The sequence below is a fragment of the Streptomyces sp. NPDC056061 genome (genome assembly GCF_042266885.1).
Taxonomy (GTDB): Bacteria; Actinomycetota; Actinomycetes; order Streptomycetales; family Streptomycetaceae; genus Streptomyces.
On the sequence record NZ_JBHJWQ010000012.1, the window covers coordinates 80,593 to 106,281 of the forward strand.

Sequence of the window (25,689 nt, forward strand, 5' to 3'; positions counted from 1 at the left end):
GAGAGGAGACGGAGAGAGGGGGTGGGAAAACGGGAAGGGGGTCAGAAGGGCGTGCTGCCGTGGAGCTCCATGCGGGGCACGGGCTCGATCCGGGTCTCCGTCCGCGCCGGCCGGAGCGGCACCCCGGTGATCCGCTCCCACCGCAGAATGATCGTGTCCCAGCCGGCCGTGATCAGCTCGGCCTCGTCCGGAGTCGTCGCCATGGTCCAGACGACGTCGCCGTGCGCCGGAAGAACCGCTCCGATGAGCTGCCCGCCCGGGTCCCAGCGGTGCAGGGTGCCGTCGGCGCAGCCGGCGGTGATCTCGCCGTCCCCAGTCAGCACGAGCCCACGCACCGGTGAGCCCGTCACCAGCGGGCCGCCGACCTGCTGCCCGGAGTGCCGGTCCCAGCGGCGCACCGTGCCGTCGATGCCGCCGGAGGCGAACTGCCGCCCGGCGGAGCCCGCCGACACGGACTGTACGGGCCCGCTGTGGCCGAGCAGCGGCCCGCCGATCGGTGTGCCGGTCGTCCGGTCCCAGCGGCGCACGGTGCCGTCCACCCCGCCCGAGACGATCTCGGCGTCGTCGGGGGTGACGGCGACCGCCTGCACCGTGCCGGTGTGTCCGCGCAGCGGCTCGCCGAGCGCCGCTCCGGTCGACAGCTCCCAGCGACGGACCGTGCCGTCCTGGGAGACGGAGACGATCTCGGCGCCGTCGCGGGTACGGGCCAGGGCCAGGGCCGGGCCCTCGTGGGCGGCGATCGGCGCGGCCACGGAGAGGCCGGTCAGCCGGTCCCAGCGGCCCACCGTGCCGTCGCTGGACGCGGTGACGACCTCCCGGTCGTCGGGCGTCAGCACCATGCCCCAGATCGTGTGCGGCACCAGGGGCACCGGACCGGCCAGGAGGGTCTCGCGCACCCGGTCCCAGCGGAACAGGCGTCCGGTGGAGTCCGTCGCGACGATCTCCACCGCGTCGGAGGTCACGGCCATCGCCATCGCATACATGTTCGCCTTCATGCCGACGTCCCCCCGGGCGGTACGGCGTCGTCGAATGCGAGTGCGCTGGCCGCCTCGCCCCGGCCGGCCCTGACCCGGCGGCCCACCCACGGGTAGGTCCGGCCGTCCTCGCCGCGCGCCACCACCGGCACTCTCCCGGCCGTCACTCCCGAGCGCGGGACCTCCTCGTCGCGGAAGAACACCCGTTTCGCCTCCGGCTCCAGAATCCGGCCGGCCGCCTTGAGCTGCGGCAGCCGGGTGCCGTCCGGACCGAACCGGGGGATCTGTCCGCGCCGCAGGCACACCGCCGCGGAACCCGTCGCCAGCGGCACCGGCACGAGCGGGATCCAGTGCGCCGGGACCGCCGTGACCAGCCGATAGGCGAGCGCCGTCGGGTCGGTCGGCGACACCTGCGGATCGTCGTCGGGCGGTTCGTCGCCGCGCGCCCGCGGCCGGCCGGTGGCGCTCTGCACCGTCCGCTCGATGGCGAACCCCAGGTTGGCCATCTCGTCGCGGGCGAACAGCACCTCCTCCACGGGGGTGCCCTCCAGGCGCGCCGAGGCGGTCGGCAGCAACGGAAGCAACGGCGGCCCAGGAGTGCCGTCCTGAGCGTTCGTCAGCCGGAACACCGACCAGTGGTCGTCCTCGACGGGGTCGACCGTCGTCTCGTCCCCGAAGGTGTCGACGACCGTGAGCCCGGCGATCCGGTGCAGCGCGCTCGTCGCCAGCTCCACCGGGATCATCCAGTGGTCGTTGCCGTAGATGTTCGCGAACTCGACGACCAGCAGCCGGGCCAGGTCCGGCACGCCCGCCCCGATGGCGGGCAGATTGACCGTCGTGTCCTCGAACTCCCACCAGCGCTCGGCCGGCATGCCCGGGTATGCGACCCGGGTGGGCAGCACCTCCGCGGGCGTGCCGCCGACCGGGGCGGGCAGCGGAGTCGTACCGGTGTCGAGGTCGAACTGGTACGGGTCGGCTGTGCCACCGGGGTACTCGGGCGCCGTCAGCGTGACCGGACGCCCGCCCGGCGCCGCCGTGACCGCGAAGCGGTGCTCCAGCCGTTCCCGTGCCCAGCTCGACGGCACCGGCGGCTGGTACCGGGCCCGGAACCAGTCCCGCCACAGCTGTGCCGCCTGGTCGAAGGCGGTCCGCTGCGCGTCGGTGAGCCCCGGCGGGTGCCAGCCGCCGTCCAGGTATCCGGCGAGCGCGACGCCGTCGGGCGCCCGCTCGGCCAGCACGTCGCGCAGGGCCTGCCCGCCCGGGTCGCGACGCAGCGGATCGTCGTCCGGGTTCGCGGGCGGCTCGGGCAGCGGCGCCTTGGCGAGCACCGCCGCGTCGATCTGGTCCAGGACGGTGTCCGAAAGGCTCTGGGTGCGCAGCGTGTCGAGGAAGCGCCGACCGGCCCAGGCAGCGGCCCGCAGCGGCAGCTCCTGGAGGGCCTCGCCCGGTGCGGCCCCGGCCTCCGCCAGGTACTCGAGCGGCATGCCCTTCGGCAGGCTGACGCCCGGCGCGTCGCCGCCCGCGCGGAACGCGTCGAGCGGGGTGCTCTCGGTGCTGATCCGGCATCGGACGGGCGAACCGGTGTCCTCGCCCGCGAACTCCGCCATCTGCCACTGCCGGGCGAGCAGGAAGAGCGGGTCGGCGACCCGGGCGGCGAGCGCCTCGTCGAGCTGACCACCGGTGCCGCTCGGCCGGACCACCGGTTCCACGCGGTGGAACTGGCCGAAGGCCATGACGTCGAACGTCATCAGGACTCCTTCTTGATCAGCTGCGCCATGACCGTGGCCAGATCCGGTCGCATCATCAGGTCCTTCATGTGCACGCTGGGCGCCGTCCCCATCGCCGACTCGGGCAGATAGGCGGCGGGCAGGTAGCGCCCCAGCCAGCCCAGCGCGTCCAGGTCCACCAGGCGCAGCTTCGCCAGGTCGAGCGCTTCGCCGATGGTGTCGGCGAGCACGTCCGGAGTCCAGGGCAGGCCGACCACCGGCGGTACGGCCAGGAGTACGGCCTGCGGGGCGCGCGCACCGGGCGCGTCGAAGTGGAAGGTGGCGCCCGCCGTGTGCTGCTGAGCGGGGATCAGGTCCGGCCAGGCGTCGACCATGAGGACGGCCGCACTGCCCGAGGCGAGCGACTGGGCGGGGCCGTGCACCACCAGGCCGGTGGCCGGTTTCTCCTCGTCGGCGGGGGTGCGCAGGGCACCCACCCAGCGGTCGTTCGGTGCGAAGGGCATCTGGCCGATGCGCAGGGTGTGGCCGATGCCGGTCGCCGCGGCCCCGGTGTGCAGCAGCAGGTCGGCGAGGGCACCGGTGCCCGCGCGGACCGTGCCCATCAGCTCCGCCCAGTCGCCCGGCACGAGCGTGGGATCGCCGCCGCGGTCGAGCCCGGTGCCGAAGGAGGCGTCGAGCGTCGCCGCGTCGGCCGGCGTCACCAGGCTCACAGCCCGGAAACCGGAGCCGAAGACCGCCTCCAGGACCGCGCTGTCGGCCCGCGGCCCGGCGGGCGTCGCCGCCGCGTCCGCCGCCGCCAGCCGCGTCCGGGCCTCGCGCAGTGCGGCGGCCAGTTGGTCGGCCCGCTCCTCCGTGGTTCCGTCCGGCGGTCCGGTCACCCCGAACGCGGCGAGCTCGTCCAGGTCCTGCGCGGTCACGGCGGCGTGGAGGCCGGCGCGGGCCTGCTCCGCCCGGGCGTGCAGTTCCGGGTCCGCGGTGTCCAGCGGCGCGGTGTACGCGTGGGCCAGGTCGGCCGCGGTCCCGGGCCGGCCCGCCGCGAGCACCCCGGCGACCGCCGCGCCGAGCGCTTCCACCTGAAGGATGCCCAGGGTCGTCCGCGACCAGCCCGTGCCCCGGTCCGTGCGCAGCACGGGGAGGGCGTCGGCGGGCACGTTCGGCGGCCGCTGCGAGAGGAGCGCGGTGGTCAGCGCGGCCCGCAGCCGGCCCCCGGCGGCAAGCGCCACCACGTCGAGCGCGCAGAACTCGGTGAGCGGCCAGGCGTGCTCGGTGACGGTGGCCACCCCCGGCGCGTCCACCTGGCCGGGGCGCAGCCAGGCGGCCCGGAGTCTGATCCGGTCGGTGGTGCCCAACTGGTGCCCGGCCCAGGTGTCGAGCCGCGGCTCGGCCTGCGCCCGTGGCCGCTCGGTCTGCGGTGCACTGTCCCAGCCCGCCGCACGCGGCGTCTCCTTCGGCACGACGACCAGGACGCGGTGGGCCACCGGGACGCCCCGGCGCGGTGCGTCGAGCACCTGGGGCCGCGGTGGCGGCTGTCCGCCGGCGGCCAACGACTCCAGGGTGGCGCCGGCCCGGTCCGGGTTGCCCTGGGTCAGTTGGTGGACGCTCTCGGCGAGCAGCAGGTCCCCGACGGCGTCGAGGTCGTCGCGCAGCGCCGCGAGGTTCTGCCGGACGGCCTGCTCCTCCGGGCCGGTCATCTGCGGGTCGCCCGAATTCGCCCGCAGATACGCGATGACGTCGTCCTCCGGCACGTCGGCGAGCCGCGCGCCGTCGGTGACGTCGTGGGCACCGATGAACTCCTGGGCTCCCGTGCCCGGGTGCTGGACGCCCTGCACCGACCACTTGGCGCGCAGCGGGGCGACGAACCGGTCGAGTACCAGCGTCGAGCCGGGCGCCTCGCCCTCGTCGTGCAGCCGTCGCTCCAGCCGGTAGCCGAGCAGCGCCCCGAAGGGCTGCCCCTGGGCGACCCCGTCGAGGACGGTCGTGGCCACCCGCATCCGCCGTGAGGAGAGGTCGACCGCGAAGGCGCCGGGATCGGTGGGGTGCGACAGGGCGCCGCTGCGCAGGACGGCGGCGGTGGCGGCCTGCGGGAGCGAGGGCGCGAGCACCCAGCCCCGGCTGAGCGGGTCGGTGCGCGGCGAGAGGTTCTCCACCCAGCCGTAGGCACCCAGTTGCACCCCGGTCGGGCGTCGTTCGCGCAGCGCCGCGAGCCGGGCGGTGGCCAGGGAACCGATCCAGGCGTCGAGGCGGTGGGAGACCAGGTCGAGGCATTCGCCGAGCAGCCGCTCCAGGGGGCCGAAGGCGTCCCCGCGGGCGTTCCAGTCTGTCACCCGTCCCGCGAGGTACTGCAGGGCCGCGTCGATCTCCGCGAGCCGGACGCTCCAGGGCCGTTCGGTTCCGGTCAGGGTGAGCACCCCGCGGTTCTGGGTCACCGCCTTGAGGACCTGACCGGCCATGGCCGTGCGTGCGTCCAGGATGGTCTGGAACACCGTCGGCGCCGGGTCGACGTCCTGCCCCGTGTCGGTCGGGTGCCTGATCGTGTGGCCGGCCTTGGGGGTGGACTCGGTCCCGGTGGCGGTCGTCGGCGCGGGCAGCTGCATGATCGTGCCGAGGGTGAAGGGCTTGGCCTTCAGACCCGACGCGCTGAGCGTGGGCAGCAGCTTGTCGGGATTGAACAGCACCTGGGCGAACCGCAACCGGGCCTGTACCTCCTCCGGGTCCTTGACCCCGGCGGCGGCCCGCCCGTACTCCAGGTTGGCGGTGTGCTTCAGCAGCGCCTCCAGGAGGGTGCGCGCCTCCTGGTTGCCGACGACCAGGTTCAGCACGTCGAAGCGTGTGACGACCCCGTTCAGGAAGTCCTTCACCACCTCGACCGGGTCCTGGCCCTCGGGCAGGTCCGGCTGGACGGAGGGCAGCCAGAGCCGGCCGGCCGCGCCGTTGACGTGGTGACTGATCCGCGGCCGGTAGGTGATGCCCAGGGCCTCGTCGAGGGCACGGGACTGCACGTCCTCCGGGGTGTCGCCCATGCAGAAGCCGGTGGTGGTGAAGTTGGTGCCGGCCAGACCGAGTCCGATGTCCTTGAAGCAGGCGAGCAGCCCGCCCTGGACGGACCGGACCGACACGGTCTGCGACACCGGGGCCATGCCCAGGGCGCGCAGGACGTCGCGCTCGGGCTTGGGGAGCGGCAGGGTGTCCCCGGGCTGGTCGGGACCGCCGACCCGGGGCAGGGTTCCGACACCCACCTCCCAGAACGGGCGCAGCACGCCGAGCACGCGATGCAGTCCCGCGAGGCCCGACGGCTCGAACTCGTCCGCCTGCCACCGCGCGGTGGCCGTGACCGGCAGCAGGCCGTATGGCTGTCTGCCGATCCGCAGCACCGGCAGCGGGCCGCGAGCCCGGACGTGCTCGATGTGGTGGCGGCGCAGCCAGCTCCGGTCGACGGGGAGTTCCGTGGTTCCCTGGTCGCTCTCCAGGAGTTCGTCGAGGTAGAAGTCGCCGGTGGCGCTCCACAGAGCGATCTGCAGGGCGCGCGCGTCGGCCTGTTCCGGTTCGGCGGCGCCGGGCAGCGCGGCGAGGGGGTCGGCCGGCACGCCGAGCGCGGCGGCGGTCCGGACACTGTTGGCCCAGGGGTCGGGCGCGGCGGCGGGGGTGGCGCCGAGCAGCCGGTCGACGTCGGGCGGCGCGGGCGGCGCGGGCACGTCGCCCGCGAGGAGGTTGGTCGCCGTGCCCTGCGACACGAAGGCGGCCTCGCCGTCGCCGTCGCGCCCGGACAGCAGTTGGGTGAGCCGGTCGGCGGACGCCTCGGGGGCGAGGGTGGCGGACACGCCGAACACGACCACGCGGGTGAGCAGGGGCTCCCGGGTCCGGTCGTATCCCAAGTCGGCGCGCAGCGGCACGGTGACGGCGAGCCCGTTGGCCTCCGCCTCGGTGTACTCCGTCAGCCAGCGCAGCCCCGGGTCGAGGGGCAGCCCGCTCGACGGGGGCACGGCATCCGGGTCGGGGCCCATCTGCACCACGTCCGGGACCGGCTGGCCCTGCTCCTCGCCGACCAGCACGTCGCCCTGGTAGGCCCGTACGACGAACTGGTCCGGCAGGGTCGAGGCGGTCGCCGCCCGGTTCCAGCCCCGCGCGCGCACCGGTACGGCCGGCCAGTCCGGCTCCGGCACCTCCGGCACCGGGTCGGTGCCGGGCACCGGTGCCTGCGGCCGGGTGTCCGACAGCGGGGTGAGCAACCGGACCAGCCACCGGGCCCGCTCGGCGCCGAGCATCCCGGCCACCTGCCCCCAGGCGGCGAGCTGCAGCCTGGCACGGTCGCCGTCCGCGTTCTCCGTGCGGCCGGCCCGCCACACGGTCCGCCAGTAGCGACGGCCCTCCTGGACCTCGCCGTCGGTCGGCAGGGGTTCGTGGGAGTCGACGTGGATGTCGTCGGGGAAGATACGGACGAGCAGTGTGTCCTTCCCTGTCCCGTCCATCGCCGTCCCGTCCATCGCCGTCCCGTCGGCGCTCTGCCGGTGCGCCCCCTGCCCGTGCATCCCGTGGTGGTGTGCCTTCCGGTCGTGCGCCTTGCGGTCGCCGGCTTCCGGCGTGTGCACCGCCCGTACGTCCGTCCCACCGCCGCCGAGCCGCAGCCTCGTCTCCAGCCGCACGGGCATGAGCACGAGCGGCACGTCGGGGTCGAGCCCGGCGAGGAGCGGGGCGAAGCCCTTCCCGGCGAAGGTGCGCACCCCCGCGTCCAAGGCGCGCCGGGCCTTCTCCAGCCGGGTGTAGGCGGCCCGGCGGTCGTCGGCGGTGGCGTGGGCGCCGAGCAGCGCACGGTGCTCCTCGGCCTCGGCCACGGCCCGGCGCAGCGTGCCGAGTTCTGTCATCGGTCGTTCTCCTCGGGGTGCAGCAGTCGCTCGGCGGGCAGCACGATCCTGACGGGCTGCCGGAAGCACTGTCGGGCGGTCCCCGCGGCGCTGGTGCCCCACACGAGACCGTTGTAGGCGACGTTCGGACGTACGGTGCCCGGCGCGTAGGCCGCGGCCAGGTACGCCGCCTCGGAGTCGAAGAGGTGGGTCCAGCTGAGGTTGTTCCAGTCGTCCGCCTCGTCGCCCGGGGTGTCCGGCGCCTGGTAGGTGCTGCCCCAGCCGTAGGCGGGATTGGGGTCGTCGAGACCGAACCGGGGCTCGGTCGGCTGTTCGGCGATCACGAAGCACCATGGGGACGCCTTGAGTTCGGCCTCGGTGAGGTCGAAGCCCAGCATGGCCGTGTCGGGGTCCAGGCCGCCGCGGAAGATCGGATGGCGGGCGTGGTCCTCGTCGGGGTCGGTGCCGTTCAGCGGCGCCGCGTAGATGATCGCCCCGGGGTAGCGGCGCAGCAGCGCGCTGCGCAGGAGCAGCACGACGCGGTCGGGCGGGGCGGTCAGATGCGCCCCCAGCGGCAGGTCGAGCTGCCAGGTGTGCAGCGGCGGAAGATCCGTTCCGTACCCCCAGAACGAGGCGAAGTACGTGCCGCGCTGGTCGGTCGGGTACTCGCGCCAGCGCAGCTCGCGGGCGAACTCGTGGTTGAGGCCGACCATGTACGCCGCGACGAAGGGGGCGTTGGTGAGCGCCAGGACCGCCGTGTCCGCCGGGACGTGGTTCAGCCCGCCGAACATCCACTCGGTGGACCGGGCCGACAGCGGTGGCCACATGGCGTCGGCGAAGACCGGCGCCCACTGCACCGGGGTCTCCGGGTCGCCGCCGTCAGGCCGGTCCACGCGCGCGCCCACGACCGCGGGCACGGTGACGGCGGGGTCCGTCAGGTCCACGATCGTCTGCTGGGTCTGCTGGGCGGGGAAGTTGTCCCGGTGCGGGACCGGTGGCGCGTCCGAGGGCTTGAGCACCCGGTCGTGCGCCGAGACGACCATGTCCCTCAGATCCTCGGGCTGGGCGCCGACCACGACGGGGACGGGCAGTTGGTCCTGCTGTCCGGTGAGGACGCCCGGGTCGGTGAAGACGCCGAGGCCGAGCTTCCCGGATTCGCCCCATTGGTCGACGAGGCCCTTGATGACGGAGGTGTCCCAGGGATCCTGTTCCCCTCCCGGGCCGTCGCCGGACACCTGGAGGGTGCCGAAGCAGTCCGCCCACCACTGGCCGCTGTCACCGCTGGGGACCCAGTCCCAGGTGCCCGGGCAACTGCCCCGGAACGTTCCATGGCGGACGGTGGACCGCCAGGTCCCGGCGAAGACACCATCGGAGGTGTTGTTGCCCTCGCTCCACGTGCCGGTGCACACGCCGCGCCAGGTCCCGCTCTCCGCATCGGACTCCCACGTCCCCGTGTAGAGCGCGAGCCAGGTGGGGTCGCCGCCGTCCGCACCGGACTTGATGCTCCAGGTGCCCACGTAGTCGCCCTTCCAGCTGCCCGAGCGGCCGGCCCCCATGTCCCAGTTTCCGTGGCAGGAGCCCTTCCAATAGCCCGCAGCGTCCCCATGGGCCACCGAGTCCCACGGCCCGATCCACTGGCCGGTGAAGCTCCCCTGTGTCGTGCCCGGGTCCGGCCGCTCGGTGAACAGGCCGAGCCCGGCCGGACCGGTCCGGCCGCTGGGGAAGACGAGATCGCCCTCCGGGGTCACCGTGCTCCGGGCCAGGAAGTCCGCGGGGGCCTCGGTTTCGGGCAGGTCCGTGATGCGGAAGGCGCGGTTGAGCGCGACGGCGGGCACCGGCGGTGTGGCGGCGAGCTGTTCGCTGGTCACCTGCCGCTTCAGGAAACGCCCGGCCGCGTCGGTGGCGATCTGCTTCCAGGCGTCCGGCGACCCGTCCGCGGGCGCGAAGACCTTCCGTACGGCGTCCAGCCGCTCGGGGGCCACGACCTGCTCGGGCGCCACGGTGAAGCCCACCGCGCCGTCCGGGTCGCGGGGGGTGACGGCGAGTCCGGTGGGGGACGCGGCGACCGAGGTCAGCACGGTGGCGAACGGCGGCGGCGTGGCGCCCACCGCCCGTCCGGCCGCGAGCCCCGCGGTGAGCGCCACCCGCCGACTGAGCACCCCCATCGGGCGCACCGTGCGGAAAAAGGAAGTGGTGGCCATGGCATTGGGGAGCAGGCTCGACCGGATTGACGACCACAGGGTGGTGTCCGCGGTCAGCGGGAGCCGGCTTTGCAGCGGGGTGACCAGGCGCAGTACCTCGTCGGCGGAGAGCGGCTTGACGTGCTTCAGGTGCAGCCGGCCGGCGATCAGCCGGGCGAACCGGCCCAGGTCGATCACCCGGTTCGCGGCCCGGACATCGGCGAGCTGCCGCCACGCCGAGGCCATGAGGGATTCCTGGTCGGCCTGGACGGCGCGGGCGCCGAGCCCGGCCGCGACCCGACACCGCGGGTCGAGGTTGAGGGTGTCGAGCCAGCCCTGCGAGGTGGGGTCGGCCTGCTTGCGCAGCGCGTGGAAGCCTCCGTACAGCGGGGGCAGGACATCGGGGTCCTCGTCGCCCTCGCCGTCCGCGATCGGCACCAGCGCGTCGGCGAGCAGCTGGCGCCACTGCGCGCTCTGGGGGCCGACGGGCCAGGGGTCCGGGGCCGGGGTGCCGGGTGCGCGCAGCGCGCTCTCCACCTGCTGGACGACCGGCCCGGGGCCGGTCGCGAACAGTCCCGGGCGGCTGATGTCGAGTGGTCTGCGGCCGGCGTGCGCGGGCATTGGGCGGGCCCGCAGCCGGTCGGCCAGTGTCTCGAAGTCGCCGCCCTCGGCGGTAGCGAACGTCCAGGAGAAGTAGACCGGCAGATCGCGCGTCTCCGTGCCGACGCCCCAGGCGGGTGCCAGGCCCGCGCCGTCCAGGGGCTGCCCGAGCCCGGCCAGCCGCCCGGCCTCGAAGGCGGGGACGAGACAGGCTGTGTAGCCGGTGTACGGCAACAGGCGGCGCGGGGCGAGCAGCCGGGACACGGACCGCCGGGGGTCGTTCTCGTACCCCGGCAGCGTCTGCGCGTGCGCCCAGAGGTGGAGGGTCGCCGGGTCGGGCAGTTCGCTGCCCGCCACCCGCAGGACGGGCAGCGGGACGCCGGGGGCGCGCTCGGGCCGCCCCTTCGCGAGCGGTACGCAGACCAGGGCGAGCCAGGGACGCAGGGCGCCGGTGGACCCCGGCATCAGCGGGGTGAACAGCCAGGGCAGTTCGGTCCGTTCGAACTCCACCAGGGGGAAGCGGGTGGTCTCCGCGTCCGGTGTGCCCGGCAGCGGGAAGAGCCGCACGATCTCCTTGGGGTCGACGGCCCGGACGTCGCCCGGCCCGTACAGCTGGAGCGCGGGGACCGGCACCGGCCGGCCGGGGCGGCCGTTCACGGAGGCCGTGGCCGCCAGCGAGCCCCGTACCGGCGTGGTGCGGACCAGGTCGTCGGGGTCGATCAGGGAGGCGGCGGCGCCGGACCGGTCCCAGGACGCGAAGGTGTATGTGGTCACGGCTTCACCTCGTACGCGGGCACGACCTGTTGCAGTGCGGACCGGCCCGACACGGTCGCCAGCAGGGCGGTGGCTTCGGTGAAGGTGGACTTGCGCGGGAACCCGGCGTCCTTGAGGGTGCCGGTCAGGACGATCGCGTACGAGCGGTCCTTGAGAACCGGTTTGTCCGGCGTGGTGATCGGCGGCGAGAGGTAGCGGTTGCTCAGCTCGTGCACGAGGCTGCGGCCCACGGCCCCGAAGGGGAGCGCCGCGGCGAAGGCCGCGTCGGTGATCCGCCACGGGGGTTTCGGCGTGCCGACCGGGCCGCCGAGCCACTTGGTCTCGTACTCCACCGGCACGGAGTAGCGGGGGGCGGTCACCGCGGGGGCGGGCGGGGTCAGTTCGCTGCCCGAGCAGAGTTGTTCGAAGGCCGGCTGGGTGAGCTTCTCGTCGTCCGTGAGGTCGAAGAAGTCGGCCCGCGCGAAATCCTCGTCGACCGGCTGCGCAGTGCCCACCCCGCCGGCGAAGGTCACGGTCACGCCGAAGGCGGTCGGCTTGGGCAGCCTGCCCGGCCCGTACCGGACCACCTCGATGCCCAGCGGGACCGTGCGCTGGCTGAAGCGCGGCCGGCCCAGCGGATGCAGCAGCCGCCCCCCGGCCGCGTCGTCGGCGCGCAGCGACACCATCGCGCGCACCCCGTCCGGCAGGAGCGGCTCCCAGCTGCGCGGGTCGTCCAGTGCCTGCTCCAGGAGCCGGCAGATGTCCGGGGGCGGTGGAAGGGCGGTCTCGCCGGTGCAGTCCCAGCGTTCGTCGAAGGGGAAGCTGACGTCGAAGAAGAGCAGGGACATGCTGGCCCGGCCGGCGACGTGCCAGCAGGGGGTGGGCCCGTCCACGTGGACGCGCAGTCCGAGCGCGCACAGAGTCCGGGAGGCGAAGCGCAGTTCGAAGGAGCCGCTCAGGTCGAGCTGGACGCCGAAGCTGGGTTCCCAGCGCACCAGCGCGTCGAAGGAAAGCCGCCCGGTGACTCCGGTGCTGTGGGAGCCGATGACGGCGGACAGCTCCGCGCCCGCCTGGACGGTGCCGGGGGTGATGGCGAAGTAGCCGGAGAAGACGATGCGCAGCAGCGGGCTGTCCGCGATGGTGATGGTCAGGCGCTTCGGGGTGGGGAAACCGGCGGGTGGGGTGAAGCGGGGGTGGAAGCCGCCCGCGCTGAGGACGAAGGTGGCGTCCTGCCCGCTCTTCACGCGCAGGGCGAGACCGCCGTCGACGGAGGCGGTGAGGAGCCGGGAGCCGGCCAGGTCGGCGATGATCTCGATCAGGCCGTTCGCGGCGTCGACGACGCCCGCGACCGAGGCCCGTAGGTCGAGGATCGGCACCTCGGGGGCGGGCAGGGCGACCCGGAGCCGGCCGAGGATGCCCACCACGCCGCTGGGCAGTTGGAGCACCACGCCGATGTCGGCGGTGACGAAGGAGACGGGGCGGCCCCAGCCGATCCGGAACATGGGGCCGACGACCGTGCTGCCCGGGCGGGTGGGGAAGACCGCGCCCAGGGTGGCCAGGATGCGCGGTGCCGCCGCGGCGGGGTCCGCGGGGAACAGGAGGTCGTCGAGGTGGCCGGCCTGGACGACCTGCGCGAGGGCCGCCCGGTCGAGCGCGCGGCCGATGCCGAGGAGTCCGCCGACGGCGTTGAGGGTGACGGCGAGGCCGAGCTCGACGGGCGGAGTGAACAGGGCGCTCAGCACGACGAGAATCGACACCGGCTCGGTGTCCAAGATGCCGTAGGCCCGCACCTCGACGATGCCGAGGCTGAGCGAGAGCGCGCCCTCGTACCGGCCGTCGTGCACGGCGAGGAATCCGCCGCCCTTGGCCGGGCCGACGGCGAGGGTGAGCCCGAAGCCCGTCGGCGGGACAGGGGTCGCCGTGAATCCGCCGCCGCCGGGGCCGATGGCGAGGCCGACGCCGTCGACGGTCGCGTCGCCGAGGCCGAGCAGCGAAGCGCCGAACGCCACGTCGAGCCGGAGTCCGCCGTCGTGGGCGGAGACGTAGAGCGAGGGCGCGCGGACCACGGATGGCACCTTGTCCAGGGGAATCGCGACGCCCTTGCCGGCGGCACCGCCTTCGAGCCTCAGTCCGTTCTTGTCGAGCTGGACCGCGAGGCTGCCCGAGAGGGCGAGGCCGCCGGGGACGAGGAGTCCGAGCAGTTCATCGCCGGTGAATGCCAGAGCGACGCCGTCGGCCCGGAATGTGAGCGTGGAGTCGTCGGGTGTGGCGGAGGGGAGGGAGAGCACGAGGCTGATCCCGTCGCTCACGGCCAGTCCGGGTACGAGGGGAAGCGCGCCGGTCAGGTCGAAAGTGAGGCCGATCGTCGGGGGCAGGGCCGTGGCGGTGGGCGCCGGCACCGGACCGGGGCCCAGCGTGAGCACGTCCTGGATGACCAGCTGCCAGGCCGGTGGCGACTGCCCGACCGCCGTCCGCAGCAGGTCGATGAGGATCGGCCATACGTCCCCCTGGGACGCGGCGTCCGGCAGGGCGAACCGTGCGAGCAGCGCGTCCGGGGTCAGGGCGCCGCCGGGAAGGCCGAGCGCCTGCGCGAGCCGTTGTTTGCGGGTGGCGTCGTCGGGCAGGCCCGCGAGGACGGGGAGCAGGGGGCCGAGCCCCGCACGGAGCTGGGCCGCCAGTTGCGGCAGCGGGGTCGTCACCGCTGAGCCGTGGGAACGCGGGACATGCCGGAGATACAGGGGACGCGAGGGACGTTCATCTGATCGTCGCCGTTCTCCGCCCGGGGCCTGGAGTGCTGCCACCGCGACGGATGGGGTTCGGGAACGCCTCGACGCTAATGCCGTCCGTCGCACTGGGTATGGCCGCACACCGCGGAACGGAGCCGGGTGGTACGTATTTCACCCGACCGGCAGGGTTCCCTCGACCGGCAGGACGACTCGGCCACGACGAGCTGTCCGCCCGTCCCGGGACCGCAGTGTCAGGTCAGCTTCTGGCTGCTCATGGTGCCGTTGCCCGTGACGGCTTCGTCGTCGGCCCGCTCCGGGTCGCCGGGCAGGTCGTCGACCACGACTGCGAGGACGGCAACTGATCCCAGAGGCGCCCCCGAGCACGGGGCCCGCCGTTCTGAGACCGGGGGACCAGACCCCGGCACGGACAGCAGCGGTCCGGCCCCCGCCCACCACGTCCCCGTCCGCCTCTCCGCGAGGCGGCGGGCTTGCCGCGGGTTTCAGAGGCGGATGCCGGAGAGCCGGGAGTGTCGTGTCAGTTCGGGGTTGGCACGGCGGTGCAGGGAGGCCAGGACGCGCAGTACCTCGCGGCCCGTGGGGTGGATGCGGGCCATCTGGGGTGCCGCGTCGAACGCATGGGACAGGTTCTCGAATGCGCGGTCACGGTCGCCGAGGTCGAGCTGCGCGCGCGGCGTTGTTCCGGGTCGGTGCGACCCGGGTCGGCGGCAGATCTTCAAGCGCTTCGCCCAGGTCGTCCGCAAGGGCGAGCACGTCCTGCGGCCGACCGAGGTCGACGTGGGTCGCCAGGACGTGCGTGAACGTGTTCCGCGGCCCGGACGTGAGGCCGTGAGCGTCAATGTCACGCGGGAACGAGCCGGCGGCGCGCCATGCGGACTCGATGTGCCGCTGGGCCTCGCGTTTGCCCTCGGCCTTGTCCTGGAGGCGTCCGGCGAGTGCCATCCCGCGCAGGTTCAGGATGCCGGCCGCGAGGTCGCGGTCGGCTGTGCCGAGCGGGGCGGACTGCACGGCGGCGATGGCCCGGTCGACGACGACCGGGCCGCGTTCGACGTCTCCGAAGTTGAGGTGGGTGCCCGCGCGGTCGCGGGAACTGAACGCCTCGGCGACGGGGTTGGGCTGCTGCCCGACGGCCCACCGCTGCCGCGTGACCGCGAGCTGGCCGCGGCGACCTCGGGAGTCGGGGCCCGGTCGCCCACCTCGATCTTGCCGCGCAGCGAGGTGAGTCTGGGTCCGGCCGCGGGCCTGCGCAGCATCGCCACGTGCTCGCCCGGCGCCGGATCGATGATGGTGCCCTGGTGATCGGTCTCTCTGGTCGGCACGGCCCTTGATGCCATGGCGGCCGAGAGGTTCGCCCAGGGCGAGGCGGGCTCGGTGATTGCCAAGGACCTGCGGGTCGGCGTCCGCCAGTGCCGCGTCAGGCAACGTTCGCCTTGCTGGTGGAGGGTGGAGAAGTAAATCGGTGGGTTGATGCAGGGGAATTTGCCATGATCGTCGGATGGGTGCATTGGACGCAGTGGGAGGCAGGGTTGCTGGCGGGGCCACCGTGGCGTTCCGGCCCAGCGGCTCCTCGATGGTCCCGCTGATACGCAGTCGGCAGCAGGTGGTCGTCGCTCCGGTCGCCCCGGCGAAGTTGGAGGTCGGGGACATTGTCCTCGCCCGTGTCGCAGGGACGGTCTACTTGCACTTGGTGTCGTCTGTGGACCTCGCCCGGAAGCGGGTGCAGATCAGCAACAACCGTGGCCGCGTCAACGGCTGGACCAGCCACGATCGTGTCTTTGGCATCTGTACGGAGGTCGACGGCGCCTCCCGGTCAGGTGTCGAGGGCAAGACGCTCGCGGCCGATTCCAACGACTCCTCCTGAACACCGCGCTCCAGCGGCATCGGGCCGCCAAGCCATGCAGGTGGCAGAACGAGTACGCGAGATCGATGACGACGAGGGCCGGCGGTTACTGCGGATAGTCCGCAGAGGCACGGGTTCCGTGGTGACCTGGCGGCGCGCGCAGATGGTGCTGCTGTCCGCCCAGGGCATGCCGGTCGCGAATATCGCCGAGGTGTCGTTCACCAGTGACAACCGGTTCCGCGACGTGATCCACAACTTCAACGCCGACGATTTCGGCTCGCTCCACCCCAAGTACTCCGGCGGCCCGCTCGTGGCGATCGGCTTCAGCTGCTGCCAGGTCAGCGCCGGTGCCCGGCCGTGTGGCCTTCGCGTTCTGAGCGGACGGTATCCGAGGAACGCGGAGGCACTCCCGACGAGAACGAAACATGCCCAGACCGGCAGCCCTGCGCCCCCGCGAACCCGCGCTCACACGGTCTCAAGCGAGGAAGAACCCAGCCCCGGCCCACACACCGACTGCACCCCCACGAGATGTCAGCCGCGGATGCGGTTCCGCGCGTCGGCGTCGTCCACCAGATGCGCCGGCGTCCCGAGGCCGGCCGGCTCGACGACGCCGCCGCCGACCGTCAAGAACGTCCCGCACGAGATCAACACGCGGCTGCAACTGCGCGACCGGGCCCACGCGGTGGGCAGCGCATCACGCGACGGGCTGATCTGACACCTGCGCTGACGTCGTACGGGAAGCAGGCACTGCCCGAAAGTACACCGGACGCCTCCCCCGGGTAGGGCCCTGCCGCCCTGCCGTGCCGCGCACGGCTGGTGCAGGGTGGACGGGGCGATCCGGATGGGTACATCGGGATGCCGCAGCAGACTGCGAAGGGACCGTAATGACAACGGCTGACCTCGGCTGCCGGCACTGGCTGGGAAGACTCGGAACGTCGTTGCTGCTGTTGATCCCGCTGCTCGGGGTGACGGCGGCCTCCGGACAGGGCGGCGCCGAATCCGCCCCGCGGGCGGCAGACGCCGCGGACACGCGGGTCGTCTTCGCGGGCACCAGGCACCGCAGCCTCGGCATGGTCGCCTCCACCACCTCCAGCACGCCGCTGTTCGGTGACGGCCCCGCCCACAACGACATCCAGCCGGCCGCCCTCGGGGACCGGATGGTCTTCGCGAGCCGCCGCGACGAGAAGAACCCACAGGTCTACCTGCGCTCCGCGGACGGTTCGGTACGCCGTCTGACCGGCGGCCGGGACGCGGCGCACCCCCGGCTGACGCCGGACGGCCAGGCCGTGGTGTTCGACTCGGCCGAACCCGGCGGCGCGGACGGGGGGACGCAGCGCGACCTGTGGCTGGTACGCACCGACGGCACCGGCCTGACACGGCTCACCGACACACCCTCCGACGAGGAGTACCCGACGGTCTCCCCCGACGGGCAGCGGCTGGCGTACTCCAGCGACAGCAGCCCGCTGATCGGAGCGCAGATCTACGTACGGCCCCTGAACGGCGGCACCGCCACCCGGATCACCTCCCCGGCCAACGGCAGGGCGTCCGAGCCGGTGTGGAACCCGGTGGACGACGACGAGAACCGGGACTGGATCGCATACACCGCCACGACGACCGAGAACGAGCGGAGCGTGCCCCGGCTGCGGGTGGCGAACGCGGCAGGGACCTCCGACGAACCACTGCTCGGGGGCGCGTACGCGCAGTGGCGTGGCCACGGGGCATCGTGGTTGCCCGACGGGGACCGGTTGGTGTTCCTGAGCCCCGAGACCACCTGCACGTGCCGGGGCGACTACGACCACGTGTTCAAGTCGGTGGCGCACTCGGTCCAGGAGCCCGAGCTGGTGCTCAACGAGGACCGGGAAGTCCTGTCGCCCACCTGGCGGGGACCGCTCGACGGCGGCGGCGTGGTGGTGGAGCGCACCACGGCGGATGACCCCAACGACGACCCCAACGACGACCTCTCCGGCGCGCACGTGGTGACGCTGCAGGATGCCCGCATGGACGGGTCCGACCCCCGCGACCTGGATGTGACGATCCTCAACGAGGATCCGGCGGCCGACACCAACACCGATCCCACCAAGGACCCGCTGTTCCAGCCCGAGGCCGAGCACGACCCGTGGACCGAGCGGCAGACCTACACGCCCGACGGCCGCCGGATCGCCGTCACCCGCTTCGAGGACGGTCCCGACGGCCGGATCGAGCGAATCTGGATGGTCGACGCCGACGGCTCCAACGCGGCGTCCATGCCGCTCGCGGAGCGCGGCGCGAACGACTGGGACACCGACCCGACGTTCTCCCCGGACGGCAAGTACCTCGCCTTCGCCCGGACCTCGCCGGGCGGCGTCGGGGAGGCCGCGGGCCCCAGCCGTATCCTCATAGCGGACGCGGCCACGGGTGCGATCACCGGCCGGATCACTCCGCCGGCCGGGCAGCTCCGGGGCAACGACGCCCAGCCCGCCTGGTCCTCCGACGGCACCACCCTGGCCTTCACCCGCACCGAGGTGATCGACGGGAACGGCGGGAACAAGCACATCTGGGCCGTGCCCGTGAACGATCTGAGCCGGCAGCGCGATCTGAGCGCCGCGATCTGCCCGGGCGGCTGCACGATTGTCGACGACAGCCCGGCGTTCTCCCCGGACGGGCTCAGCCTCGCCTTCAACCGCAGGAGCGGTGGCTACGACGGCGACAAACGCAACGGCATCCTCCTGACGTCCCTGTCGGGCGACGAGTGCAAGGTGCTTGTGCCCACGGCCGCGCGCGACGTCCCCGACGGCTGCCACGCGGAGCTCCCGGACACCTCGGTCACCGGACCGTTCCAGCCGCGGGACGCCGCCTGGACGGCCGACGGCAAGGGCCTGGTGATCAGCTCCCGCGCCGAATCCGCCATCAACAGCCCTGAGAAGCTGAGCCTGTTGGACGTCGAGTCCGGCGACCTCACCTCGCTCACCGCGGAACTCCCGGGCCGGCAGAAGGAACCCAGCGTCCAGCAGTCCGTGGACCTCGCGCTCCAGGCGCCCGGCACCGTCCCGGAGGTCACCGTCGGCAAGACCACCACCATCCGCGTCGACGTGGTGAACAACGGCCCCGCCGCCTCCCCGGGCACCAAGCTGACCGCCGCGCCGCCGCCCGGCGCGCGGATCACCGAGCTGTCGCATCCCGGAGGCTCCTGTGACGCCGCCTCCCTCCAGTGCGACATCGGAGTGGTCCAACCCGACACCACCGTGCCGGTGACCGTCACCGTCACCGGCGTCATGCCCGGCGACGCGCCGATCGACTGGTCGGTCACCAGCAGCGTCCTCGATCCGCGGCCCAGCGACAACGCCGGCCGCACCGTGGTGCCGGTCGTCGAGGCCCCGCCCCCGACGACCCCCACACCCACGCCCCCCGCACCCACGCCGCCCACACCCACGCCACCGCCCACGGTGCCCCCGACGCCGCCCGAGCCCGACGCCGGGCCGGGACTTCGCCTCACGGCCCAGCCGAACCCCGGCTACGTCGGCGGGCGCGTCGTGGTGACGTACACCGTGCGCAACGGCCGCAACGCGCTGGCGACCGGGCTGCGGCTGCACATCAGCCTGCCCGAGGGCATCCCGAACAACGGGCCGCCGGAGGGCTGCGACAAGTCCTGGGTGTGCGTGCTGCCGGACCTGGACCAGGGTGCGAGCACTGTCGTCCGGGTCGTCCTCAGCCCCGACAAGGCGCTGACCGCCCAGGTCACCGGCAAGCTCACCACCACCGGGACGGACGCCGACAAGAGCGACAACACCGCCCGGGAGCGACTGCGCATCCTCCAACCGCGCATCGTCGCGGTGCCGGAGGTCGGCAAGCCCGGCTTCGTCACCTCGGTGCGCGGCAAGGACTTCCCGCCGGGCGTGCCGGTGCGGTTCACCTGGAAGCCGGGAATCACCGCGGCGGCGGCGCCGACGGTTCCGCTGCCGGACGGCACCTTCATCGGCCAGTTGCTCATCCTCGCCAAGGACGAGACCGGGCCCCGGATCATCACCGCCGAGGGCCCTGGGTTCTCCCCGGTGACGACCGACTTCCTGGTGGTCAGCGGCAGCGTGCAGCCACCGGACGAGGTGACCCGCCGTTGATCCATGAGGGCGGCGGGGGGCTGCGCCGCCTGCTCGACGCGTCCGGCCCGGAGGCGTCGGGCGTCGGGGTCGACGCCCCCACCCGGGACCGGGCCGCGCGGCGCAGCGCCCCGACCTGGGTCGGCAAGCGTGACCAGATCGAGGCCCGGGTCGAGGCCGCCTTCGCCGAGGGCTACGTCCACAGCTTCGGCTGTGTGCCCGCGCGGCCCGGATTCCTCGAACTCCTGCGTGAACTGTGCACCCGCCATGGGACGGTGCTCGTCTTCGACGAGGTGAAGACCGGATTCCGCGCGGCGATCGGCGGCTACCAGTCGATCTGCGGGATCACACCCGACCTCACCGCCTTCGGAAAGGCCGTCGCCAACGGATACTCGCTGGCCGGGCTCGCCGGTTCCGACGCCGTGATGGGACACCTCGGCGCCTGCTCCAAGACGGAGGCCACCATCGACGGCACGTACAACGCCTCACCATACGCGCTGGCCGCCGCCAACAAGACGCTGGAGATCATGGAGACCGACGACGTCTTCCGCATCCTCCACGCCCGCGGCGAACGTATGCGCACCGGCATCGAGAAAGCCATCGCCGAGACCGGGGCCGAGGCCGTGGTGGTGGGCCTCGGATCCGAGTGGTGCGTCTGCTTCCGAGCCGACGCGCCCATGAACTTCCGGGAAGCCATGCAGTCCGACGGCGAACGGTACGCGCGCTACCACACCTCCCTGCCGGCACAGGGAGTGCTCCAGCCCGCCCTCCCCACAGGCGACCGGCGGCTCAACGCCGCGACCACCGAGGAGGACGTGGACCACACCCTGGAGTGCGTCCGCGTGGCCCTCGAAGCGGCCGTCGCCTGACAGCGAGGATGTGGCGTGGTGACGCCGCTGATGGACCTGCCCCATCGCCTCACCGACGTCCCGACCAGCCTGTTGGGGACTTGTCGGCCCGCCGGACGTCACCACGCACGCGGCCGGACGAACATGTACGACCTCCAGTGCCGCATCAGGCAACGTTCGCCCGCTGCTCGTCTTCTCATGCCGGGGTGGCTGTGGTCAGTCGGTTGGTGATCTCCACGGCGGTCGGCACGAGGGCGAAACCCTTGCGTAGGACTGCGAGTTCAGGTTCTTGCCGGGAATCGTCGTCGGTGGCCGTGACATCGGAGCGGAAAAGGATCACGCGTCTACGACTGGACCGCCGCGAGGCTGCCACCGAGCGGCGACCTCGACGGCCCTGGGCCCGCCCACGACCGGTGGGGGCCGCCCGCCGCAGCCCGACCCGCCCGAGCGTGCGGTGTCGGAGTGGACCGGCTGGGCGGCGACGGCACGACGGATTCGCCGACTTCACCGTGCACGGCACCGCCTTCCTCAACAGCCGGCGGCTCACCGACCAGGACGAGTACGGATTGCCGGGGCCGATCCGGCTCGCCGAGGCATTGGTGCCCCTGGCGAACGGCAGGCAGCCTGCTCGGCCTCGGACGGCACCTGATGCCCGCCCACCCGGACCCCGGTGGCTGGGATGCACTGCGCTCCCGCCGCTGTCGAGCGGCGACGTCGTCGGCTCACCGACACGGCGACGGACACCGATATAGGGTCCTTGAGCATGCGGATAACAGCACGCGGATCGGCCGTCGGCGCCGTCGCCTTCGCCACTGTCCTTCTGGCTGCGCTCACCGGTTGTTCGTCCGGCTCCGACGACGGAGACAACCGTTCCAAGCTACTGGGTGGGCTCGGAACCCTGGTCGACGACAACGGCGTCAAGCAGGTGACCTTTCTCGACGCTGCCAGGGTACGGAAACTGAGTAGCGGCGACTCGGAGCGGTTCAGCTCCGTCGCGCATCCGAGCAGCGTCCTGCTGAACCAGTACGGGCCCGGGCCATTGGGGCAGACCCTGAAAGTGACCCAGATCGACACCGCGGTCGACACCGACCGGACAGGCCACTTGGAAGGCTCATTCGATGCCACGGCGATCACCAAACGGCTGAAGTCCGACGGCTACACGCAGAGCGAAAAGGACGGCGAGAAAGTCTGGACGCGTCCCGGGAACACGGGGATTTCCATCCAGGTCTCGCGGGACGAGATCTCCTACTCCTCCAGGGACTCCGAACGTGTCCCGACCGTCACTCCGAAGAAGGGCTCCTCCCTGGCCGACAACAAGGAATACCGGCGCGCGGCCGAGTGCCTGGGAGACGTCTACCGTGCGGACTTCGCCCCGTCCCGTTCCTCCGACCCGGTATCTCTGGCCGCTGTGGGCCAGCAGGCGACCTCCGCCGCGAAGAATGCCGAAGTCCTCTGTCTCGTAGTCGACGACTATGCGACGGCGCAACGGCTGGAGGCCAAGTTGCGATTGGTCGTCAGCGCCGAAGCGCCGAAGTTCGACGGCACGAAGGTGACCCTGGAGAAGGGCGACCAGCCCCTGGTGAAAGCGGTCGTCCCGGACACCGCCACTCAGCGACCGGGCCGGCTGGCCATCTCCGACACGGAACTATGGAGAAGCACTTTCTGAGCGCCTCAGGCTCGGCGGGGATGGCGCGGGCCGGGCTTGGAGGTGTGTCATGCCTCTTCGATGGTGTCGGCCCTGTCGAAGCTCGGCTCGGTGGTCGTGGTGACCCCGGCGGCCTCCGCCCGGCCGGCCGGTGTCCGGCCGAAGTGGCCGACGACCGGGTCGGCGACATCGGCGGGCTCCAGCCCCACCGCGGCGACCGCCGTGTGAAGGGACTCCTCGCTCAGCTCGTCCGCGGCCGACGAGGGGGTACGGAATTCGTCGACGGTGGTGCCGATGAGCAGCGGCACGTCGGCCGTCCTGCGGCCGGTGACGCCGGTGAGCGGCGCCCCCGGCCCCGTGGCGTGCTTCGCGGTGGCAGGCGCGCTGGGAACCGCGGCGTTGCCGGTCGCGGGACGGCCTCGGCGGCGCCCGGCGCTGTCCCGGCTCGGCGCGGTCGGCGTCGCGGCCGTGCTCGGCGTGCGCGGTGCGGCCGGGCTCTCGGGGCGGACCGACCTGCTGTCCCCGGGATCGGTCCCACCGCACTTCCGGCGCCTTGACCGGATCGCCTATTCGCCACTCCGTCTCGCGATCGCGGCCACGACCGCAGTCGCCACCACCCGGCGCGGCCGCGCAGCCGGTCGTGGAACTCCTCGGCCAGGGCGTGGGTATCGGTGTCCTGGTCGCTGCGGACACCGCAGAGGGGATGACCGCGCTCGTCGAAGCCGCGCGCCCGTCCTCACCGCCGCGCATCGAATCGGCCCACGCCCCTGACGTGCTGCCACCGCTCCTGCCCCGTCTGCTCGCCGACGGCGACTCCGTCACGGTGAAGACGTCCGGATCCGTCGGCCCAGGGCTGTCCCGTAATCCGTGGTCGATCAGCGCGCGGCGTCGGATGCGGTGCGTCGCAAGGCGGAGGGACCTCCGCATACTGGGTGTATGCGGAGGTTCCGACAGCGCCGCGAGGTGCCGTAGCTGTCGTCGCACGCTCGCCAGGGATTACGGGACAGCCCTCGGAGAAGTTCGCGAACATCCTGCACGCCGAAGTACCGGCACAGGGAAGCGAGGACGGACATCCGCGCCGCGCAAGCCGACCCGGGCCGAGTGGACCGCCTCCGGGCCGCTCCGCCCCCGCAGCCGGCGCACGACCGGCCCCGTGCCCGGGTGGAGCACCCGGCGCCCGGCCCGCCGGTACGCGCGGAGGGTCGCGCACAGCGCAGCCGTGAGCCGGCCGGGGCGGAGTCGACGCCCCTTCCGGTGCTGTTCCAGCTCCCGGGGACTGGGTGGTACTTCGCGCGGGGCCCGCAGCCCGGTGCGCTGCCGGACTGCGGCCGAATTCACTACCGCGCCCGCGAGTCCGGCCGTCGGCAACGGCCCGAAGGTCACTTTTCCCGGTGGGCGGCCATGACGTGATCGCGGGCGCCTTCAACGTGCGCGGTGATCACGCGGCGCAGCGCGGCGGCGTCACGGTCGCGCAACACGTCGACCATCCGCTGGTGTTCGTCGTCGATGCGTTCGAGGTCGTGGCCCGAGCGCGCCCAGCGTCGGCTGTACGGCTCGACGAGGTGCAGCAACTGGTCGACGAAGCGCAGGGTGAGCCGCTGTTCGGAGAGGGCGTATACGCGCCGGTGGAACTCGTAGTTGAGGGAGGCCCGGCTCGCGGCGTCGGCGCCCTGGCGGCGCATCTCGTCGGCGAGGTCCTGGAGTTCGTCGATGTCCCGGTCGCGGCAGCCGCGCACGATTTCCTCGGCCAGGTGCGGTTCCAGCTGGAGGCGCAGTTCGAAGAGTTCGGCGATCTCGCCGTGGCTGAGCTCGGCGACGACCATCCCGCGCTGCGGCTGCAATTCGATCAGGCCCTCGGCCGCCAGCGCGTGCAGGGCCTCGCGCAGGGGGATTCGGCTCACCTTCAGCTCGGTCGCGAGCTTCTCCTGCACCAGGTGGGTGCCAGGGAGCAGTCCGCCGTCGCGGATGGCTGTGCGTAGCCGATCGGCGATGACACCGGCGCTGTTGCTCGAGCTGGGGGTGCGGGCTCCTCGGGTCACCTCGGCACTCTATCTCTTGTGCACCCACGCAGCGACTGTATACATTCACTCCGCTCGCAGCGAATGTATACAGTCGCTGCGTATCTCGCGTTCGCGCCATCAGAAAGGGCTGCAGGATGTCACGTGCCGTCGACGTCGCCGTCATCGGAGGAGGACTGCTCGGGCTCGCCACAGCCCGGACGCTGTTGCGGGCCCGGCCCGGCCTGTCCGTCACGGTCCTGGAGAAGGAGGAGCGCTGGGGCGCCCACCAGTCCGGGCACAACAGCAACGTCATCCACAGCGGCCTGTACTACGCGCCCGGCTCCCTCAAGGCCCGGCTGGCCCGGGCCGGCGGCGAGGAAATGATCCGGTACTGCGAGCAGCACGAGGTGCCCGTCAAACGCACCGGAAAGCTCGTGGTGGCCACATCCACGGCGCAACTCCCCGGCCTGGACGCGCTCGCGGAGCGCGGCCGGGCGAACGGTGTCACGGTGCAGCGGCTGAGCCGCGCCGAGTTCGCCGAACGGGAACCGCATGTCTCCGGGGTGGCCGCGCTGTCGGTCGCCGACACCGCGATGACCGACTTCGCCCTGGTGTGCCGGGCGCTGGCGGCCGAGCTGACCGAACTGGGCGCCGAGCTGCGCCTCGGGTCACCGGCGCTCTCCTTCACCGCCACCGCGGACCGGACCGTGATCCACACGCCCGGTGAGGAACTCCGGGCCCGGACCCTCGTGAACTGCGCGGGCCTGCACAGCGACAAGATCGCGGCTGCGGCCGGTGACCGCCCTACGGTACGGATCATGCCCTTCCGCGGAGAGTACGCCGAAATCAGGCCCGGCCGCCGAGGGCTGGTCAACAACCCCGTGTACCCCGTGCCCGACCCCGAACTGCCCTTCCTCGGCGTGCACATCACCCCCATGCTCGACGGCTCGGTCCATGTGGGGCCCAACGCCGTACCCGCGCTGGCCCGCCAGGGCTACCGTTGGCGCGACGTCGACCCCCGCATGGTGGCTGAGCTGCTGCGGGACCCGGCCCTGCGCCATCTCGCGCGGCGATTCTGGCGACATGGGGTCACCGAGATCAGCCGGTCGCTCCTCTGGCCGCTGTTCGTCCGCGACGTCCGCCGCCTGGTCCCGGAGATCGAAAGCAAGGACATGCGGCGGCACGGAAGCGGCGTACGCGCACAAGCGGTCACGGCGGACGGGCAGTTGGTCGACGACTTCGTCATCAACCGCACCCCGCGCGCCGTCCACGTGCTCAACGCGCCGTCACCCGCGGCCACATCGAGCCTCCGCATCGGGAGCCGGATCGCGGCCGACGTCTTCGAACAGCTCGGCCACGGGGATTCCGCCCGGGCCGTGCGCGAAGAGTCCGCCGAGGCCTGACCTCGGCCCGGCCGCTCCCCGCCCGCCGGCACAGGACCCGCCGCCCCTTCCCCTTCCCTGCCCC

At 73.0% G+C, this 25,689-nt stretch carries 16 protein-coding genes; 8 read left to right on the forward strand and 8 right to left on the reverse strand.

The features are described from left to right. Window positions 1-41 precede the first annotated feature (41 nt). The 6 genes from ACFC79_RS18890 to ACFC79_RS18915 form a co-directional block, all read right to left on the reverse strand. On the reverse strand, window positions 42-995 hold the full coding sequence (locus tag ACFC79_RS18890; protein ID WP_376241462.1) for a WD40 repeat domain-containing protein: 954 nt from the start codon (window positions 993-995) through the stop codon (window positions 42-44). Further along, window positions 992-2,722: a hypothetical protein gene (locus tag ACFC79_RS18895; RefSeq protein WP_376241464.1), complete on the reverse strand. Its 1,731-nt coding sequence runs from the start codon at window positions 2,720-2,722 to the stop codon at window positions 992-994. The genes ACFC79_RS18890 and ACFC79_RS18895 overlap by 4 nt, the downstream gene beginning before the upstream one ends. Next, window positions 2,722-7,560, reverse strand: a complete 4,839-nt coding sequence (locus ACFC79_RS18900; protein ID WP_376241466.1) for a hypothetical protein — start codon at window positions 7,558-7,560, stop codon at window positions 2,722-2,724. The genes ACFC79_RS18895 and ACFC79_RS18900 overlap by 1 nt, the downstream gene beginning before the upstream one ends. Further along, entirely contained in the window at window positions 7,557-11,093 is a 3,537-nt protein-coding gene (locus ACFC79_RS18905; RefSeq protein WP_376241468.1) for a hypothetical protein, read from the reverse strand. Before ACFC79_RS18905 ends, ACFC79_RS18900 begins: the two co-directional genes overlap by 4 nt. Further along, window positions 11,090-13,771 (reverse strand): DUF6603 domain-containing protein, encoded by a 2,682-nt coding sequence (locus ACFC79_RS18910; protein WP_376241470.1) that lies wholly within the window; start codon window positions 13,769-13,771, stop codon window positions 11,090-11,092. The genes ACFC79_RS18905 and ACFC79_RS18910 overlap by 4 nt, the downstream gene beginning before the upstream one ends. Before the next feature lie 527 nt (window positions 13,772-14,298). Next, window positions 14,299-14,559: a hypothetical protein gene (locus tag ACFC79_RS18915; protein WP_376241472.1), complete on the reverse strand. Its 261-nt coding sequence runs from the start codon at window positions 14,557-14,559 to the stop codon at window positions 14,299-14,301. Window positions 14,560-14,593: 34 nt separating this feature from the next. On the opposite strand from ACFC79_RS18915, the gene ACFC79_RS18920 reads away from it, so the two are divergent. The 6 genes from ACFC79_RS18920 to ACFC79_RS18945 all read left to right on the forward strand — a co-directional run bounded on the left by ACFC79_RS18920 (window position 14,594) and on the right by ACFC79_RS18945 (window position 22,243). Continuing rightward, on the forward strand, window positions 14,594-15,115 hold the full coding sequence (locus tag ACFC79_RS18920) for a hypothetical protein (protein ID WP_376241474.1): 522 nt from the start codon (window positions 14,594-14,596) through the stop codon (window positions 15,113-15,115). A 196-nt stretch (window positions 15,116-15,311) separates the two neighbouring features. Further along, the gene (locus ACFC79_RS18925) at window positions 15,312-15,677 is read left to right on the forward strand and encodes a S26 family signal peptidase (RefSeq protein WP_376241476.1); all 366 of its coding nucleotides are present in this window, start codon (window positions 15,312-15,314) and stop codon (window positions 15,675-15,677) included. Window positions 15,678-15,819: 142 nt separating this feature from the next. After that, window positions 15,820-16,371: a hypothetical protein gene (locus ACFC79_RS18930; RefSeq protein ID WP_376241478.1), complete on the forward strand. Its 552-nt coding sequence runs from the start codon at window positions 15,820-15,822 to the stop codon at window positions 16,369-16,371. A 169-nt stretch (window positions 16,372-16,540) separates the two neighbouring features. Beyond that, entirely contained in the window at window positions 16,541-19,750 is a 3,210-nt protein-coding gene (locus tag ACFC79_RS18935) for a hypothetical protein (RefSeq protein WP_376241479.1), read from the forward strand. Beyond that, window positions 19,747-20,598: an aminotransferase class III-fold pyridoxal phosphate-dependent enzyme gene (locus ACFC79_RS18940; RefSeq protein WP_376241481.1), complete on the forward strand. Its 852-nt coding sequence runs from the start codon at window positions 19,747-19,749 to the stop codon at window positions 20,596-20,598. The genes ACFC79_RS18935 and ACFC79_RS18940 overlap by 4 nt, the downstream gene beginning before the upstream one ends. Before the next feature lie 742 nt (window positions 20,599-21,340). Continuing rightward, entirely contained in the window at window positions 21,341-22,243 is a 903-nt protein-coding gene (locus tag ACFC79_RS18945; RefSeq protein ID WP_376241483.1) for a hypothetical protein, read from the forward strand. Window positions 22,244-22,290: 47 nt separating this feature from the next. On the opposite strand, the gene ACFC79_RS18950 is transcribed toward ACFC79_RS18945, so the two are convergent. Next, the gene (locus ACFC79_RS18950) at window positions 22,291-22,530 is read right to left on the reverse strand and encodes a hypothetical protein (protein ID WP_376241485.1); all 240 of its coding nucleotides are present in this window, start codon (window positions 22,528-22,530) and stop codon (window positions 22,291-22,293) included. Between ACFC79_RS18950 and ACFC79_RS18955 the strand changes: the two genes are divergently transcribed. Continuing rightward, a complete protein-coding gene (locus ACFC79_RS18955; RefSeq protein ID WP_376241487.1) occupies window positions 22,517-22,993 on the forward strand; it encodes a DUF3995 domain-containing protein in 477 nt (158 codons plus the stop codon). The genes ACFC79_RS18950 and ACFC79_RS18955 overlap by 14 nt on opposite strands. Before the next feature lie 608 nt (window positions 22,994-23,601). On the opposite strand, the gene ACFC79_RS18960 is transcribed toward ACFC79_RS18955, so the two are convergent. Then, window positions 23,602-24,261, reverse strand: a complete 660-nt coding sequence (locus ACFC79_RS18960) for a GntR family transcriptional regulator (RefSeq protein WP_376241489.1) — start codon at window positions 24,259-24,261, stop codon at window positions 23,602-23,604. Window positions 24,262-24,377: 116 nt separating this feature from the next. Here ACFC79_RS18960 and lhgO point away from each other — a divergent pair, with 116 nt between their 5' ends. Continuing rightward, window positions 24,378-25,625: an L-2-hydroxyglutarate oxidase gene (gene lhgO, locus ACFC79_RS18965; RefSeq protein WP_376241491.1), complete on the forward strand. Its 1,248-nt coding sequence runs from the start codon at window positions 24,378-24,380 to the stop codon at window positions 25,623-25,625. Window positions 25,626-25,689 lie beyond the last annotated feature (64 nt).

Coding starts and splice junctions, on each gene's coding strand:
- lhgO (WP_376241491.1), top strand. CDS start 24,378: ATGTCACGTGCCGTCGACGTCGCCGTCATCGGAGGAGGACTGCTCGGG.
- ACFC79_RS18890 (WP_376241462.1), bottom strand. CDS start 995: ATGAAGGCGAACATGTATGCGATGGCGATGGCCGTGACCTCCGACGCG.
- ACFC79_RS18900 (WP_376241466.1), bottom strand. CDS start 7,560: ATGACAGAACTCGGCACGCTGCGCCGGGCCGTGGCCGAGGCCGAGGAG.
- ACFC79_RS18955 (WP_376241487.1), top strand. CDS start 22,517: ATGAGCAGCGGCACGTCGGCCGTCCTGCGGCCGGTGACGCCGGTGAGC.
- ACFC79_RS18945 (WP_376241483.1), top strand. CDS start 21,341: ATGCGGATAACAGCACGCGGATCGGCCGTCGGCGCCGTCGCCTTCGCC.
- ACFC79_RS18925 (WP_376241476.1), top strand. CDS start 15,312: ATGGGTGCATTGGACGCAGTGGGAGGCAGGGTTGCTGGCGGGGCCACC.
- ACFC79_RS18895 (WP_376241464.1), bottom strand. CDS start 2,722: ATGACGTTCGACGTCATGGCCTTCGGCCAGTTCCACCGCGTGGAACCG.
- ACFC79_RS18935 (WP_376241479.1), top strand. CDS start 16,541: ATGACAACGGCTGACCTCGGCTGCCGGCACTGGCTGGGAAGACTCGGA.
- ACFC79_RS18930 (WP_376241478.1), top strand. CDS start 15,820: ATGGTGCTGCTGTCCGCCCAGGGCATGCCGGTCGCGAATATCGCCGAG.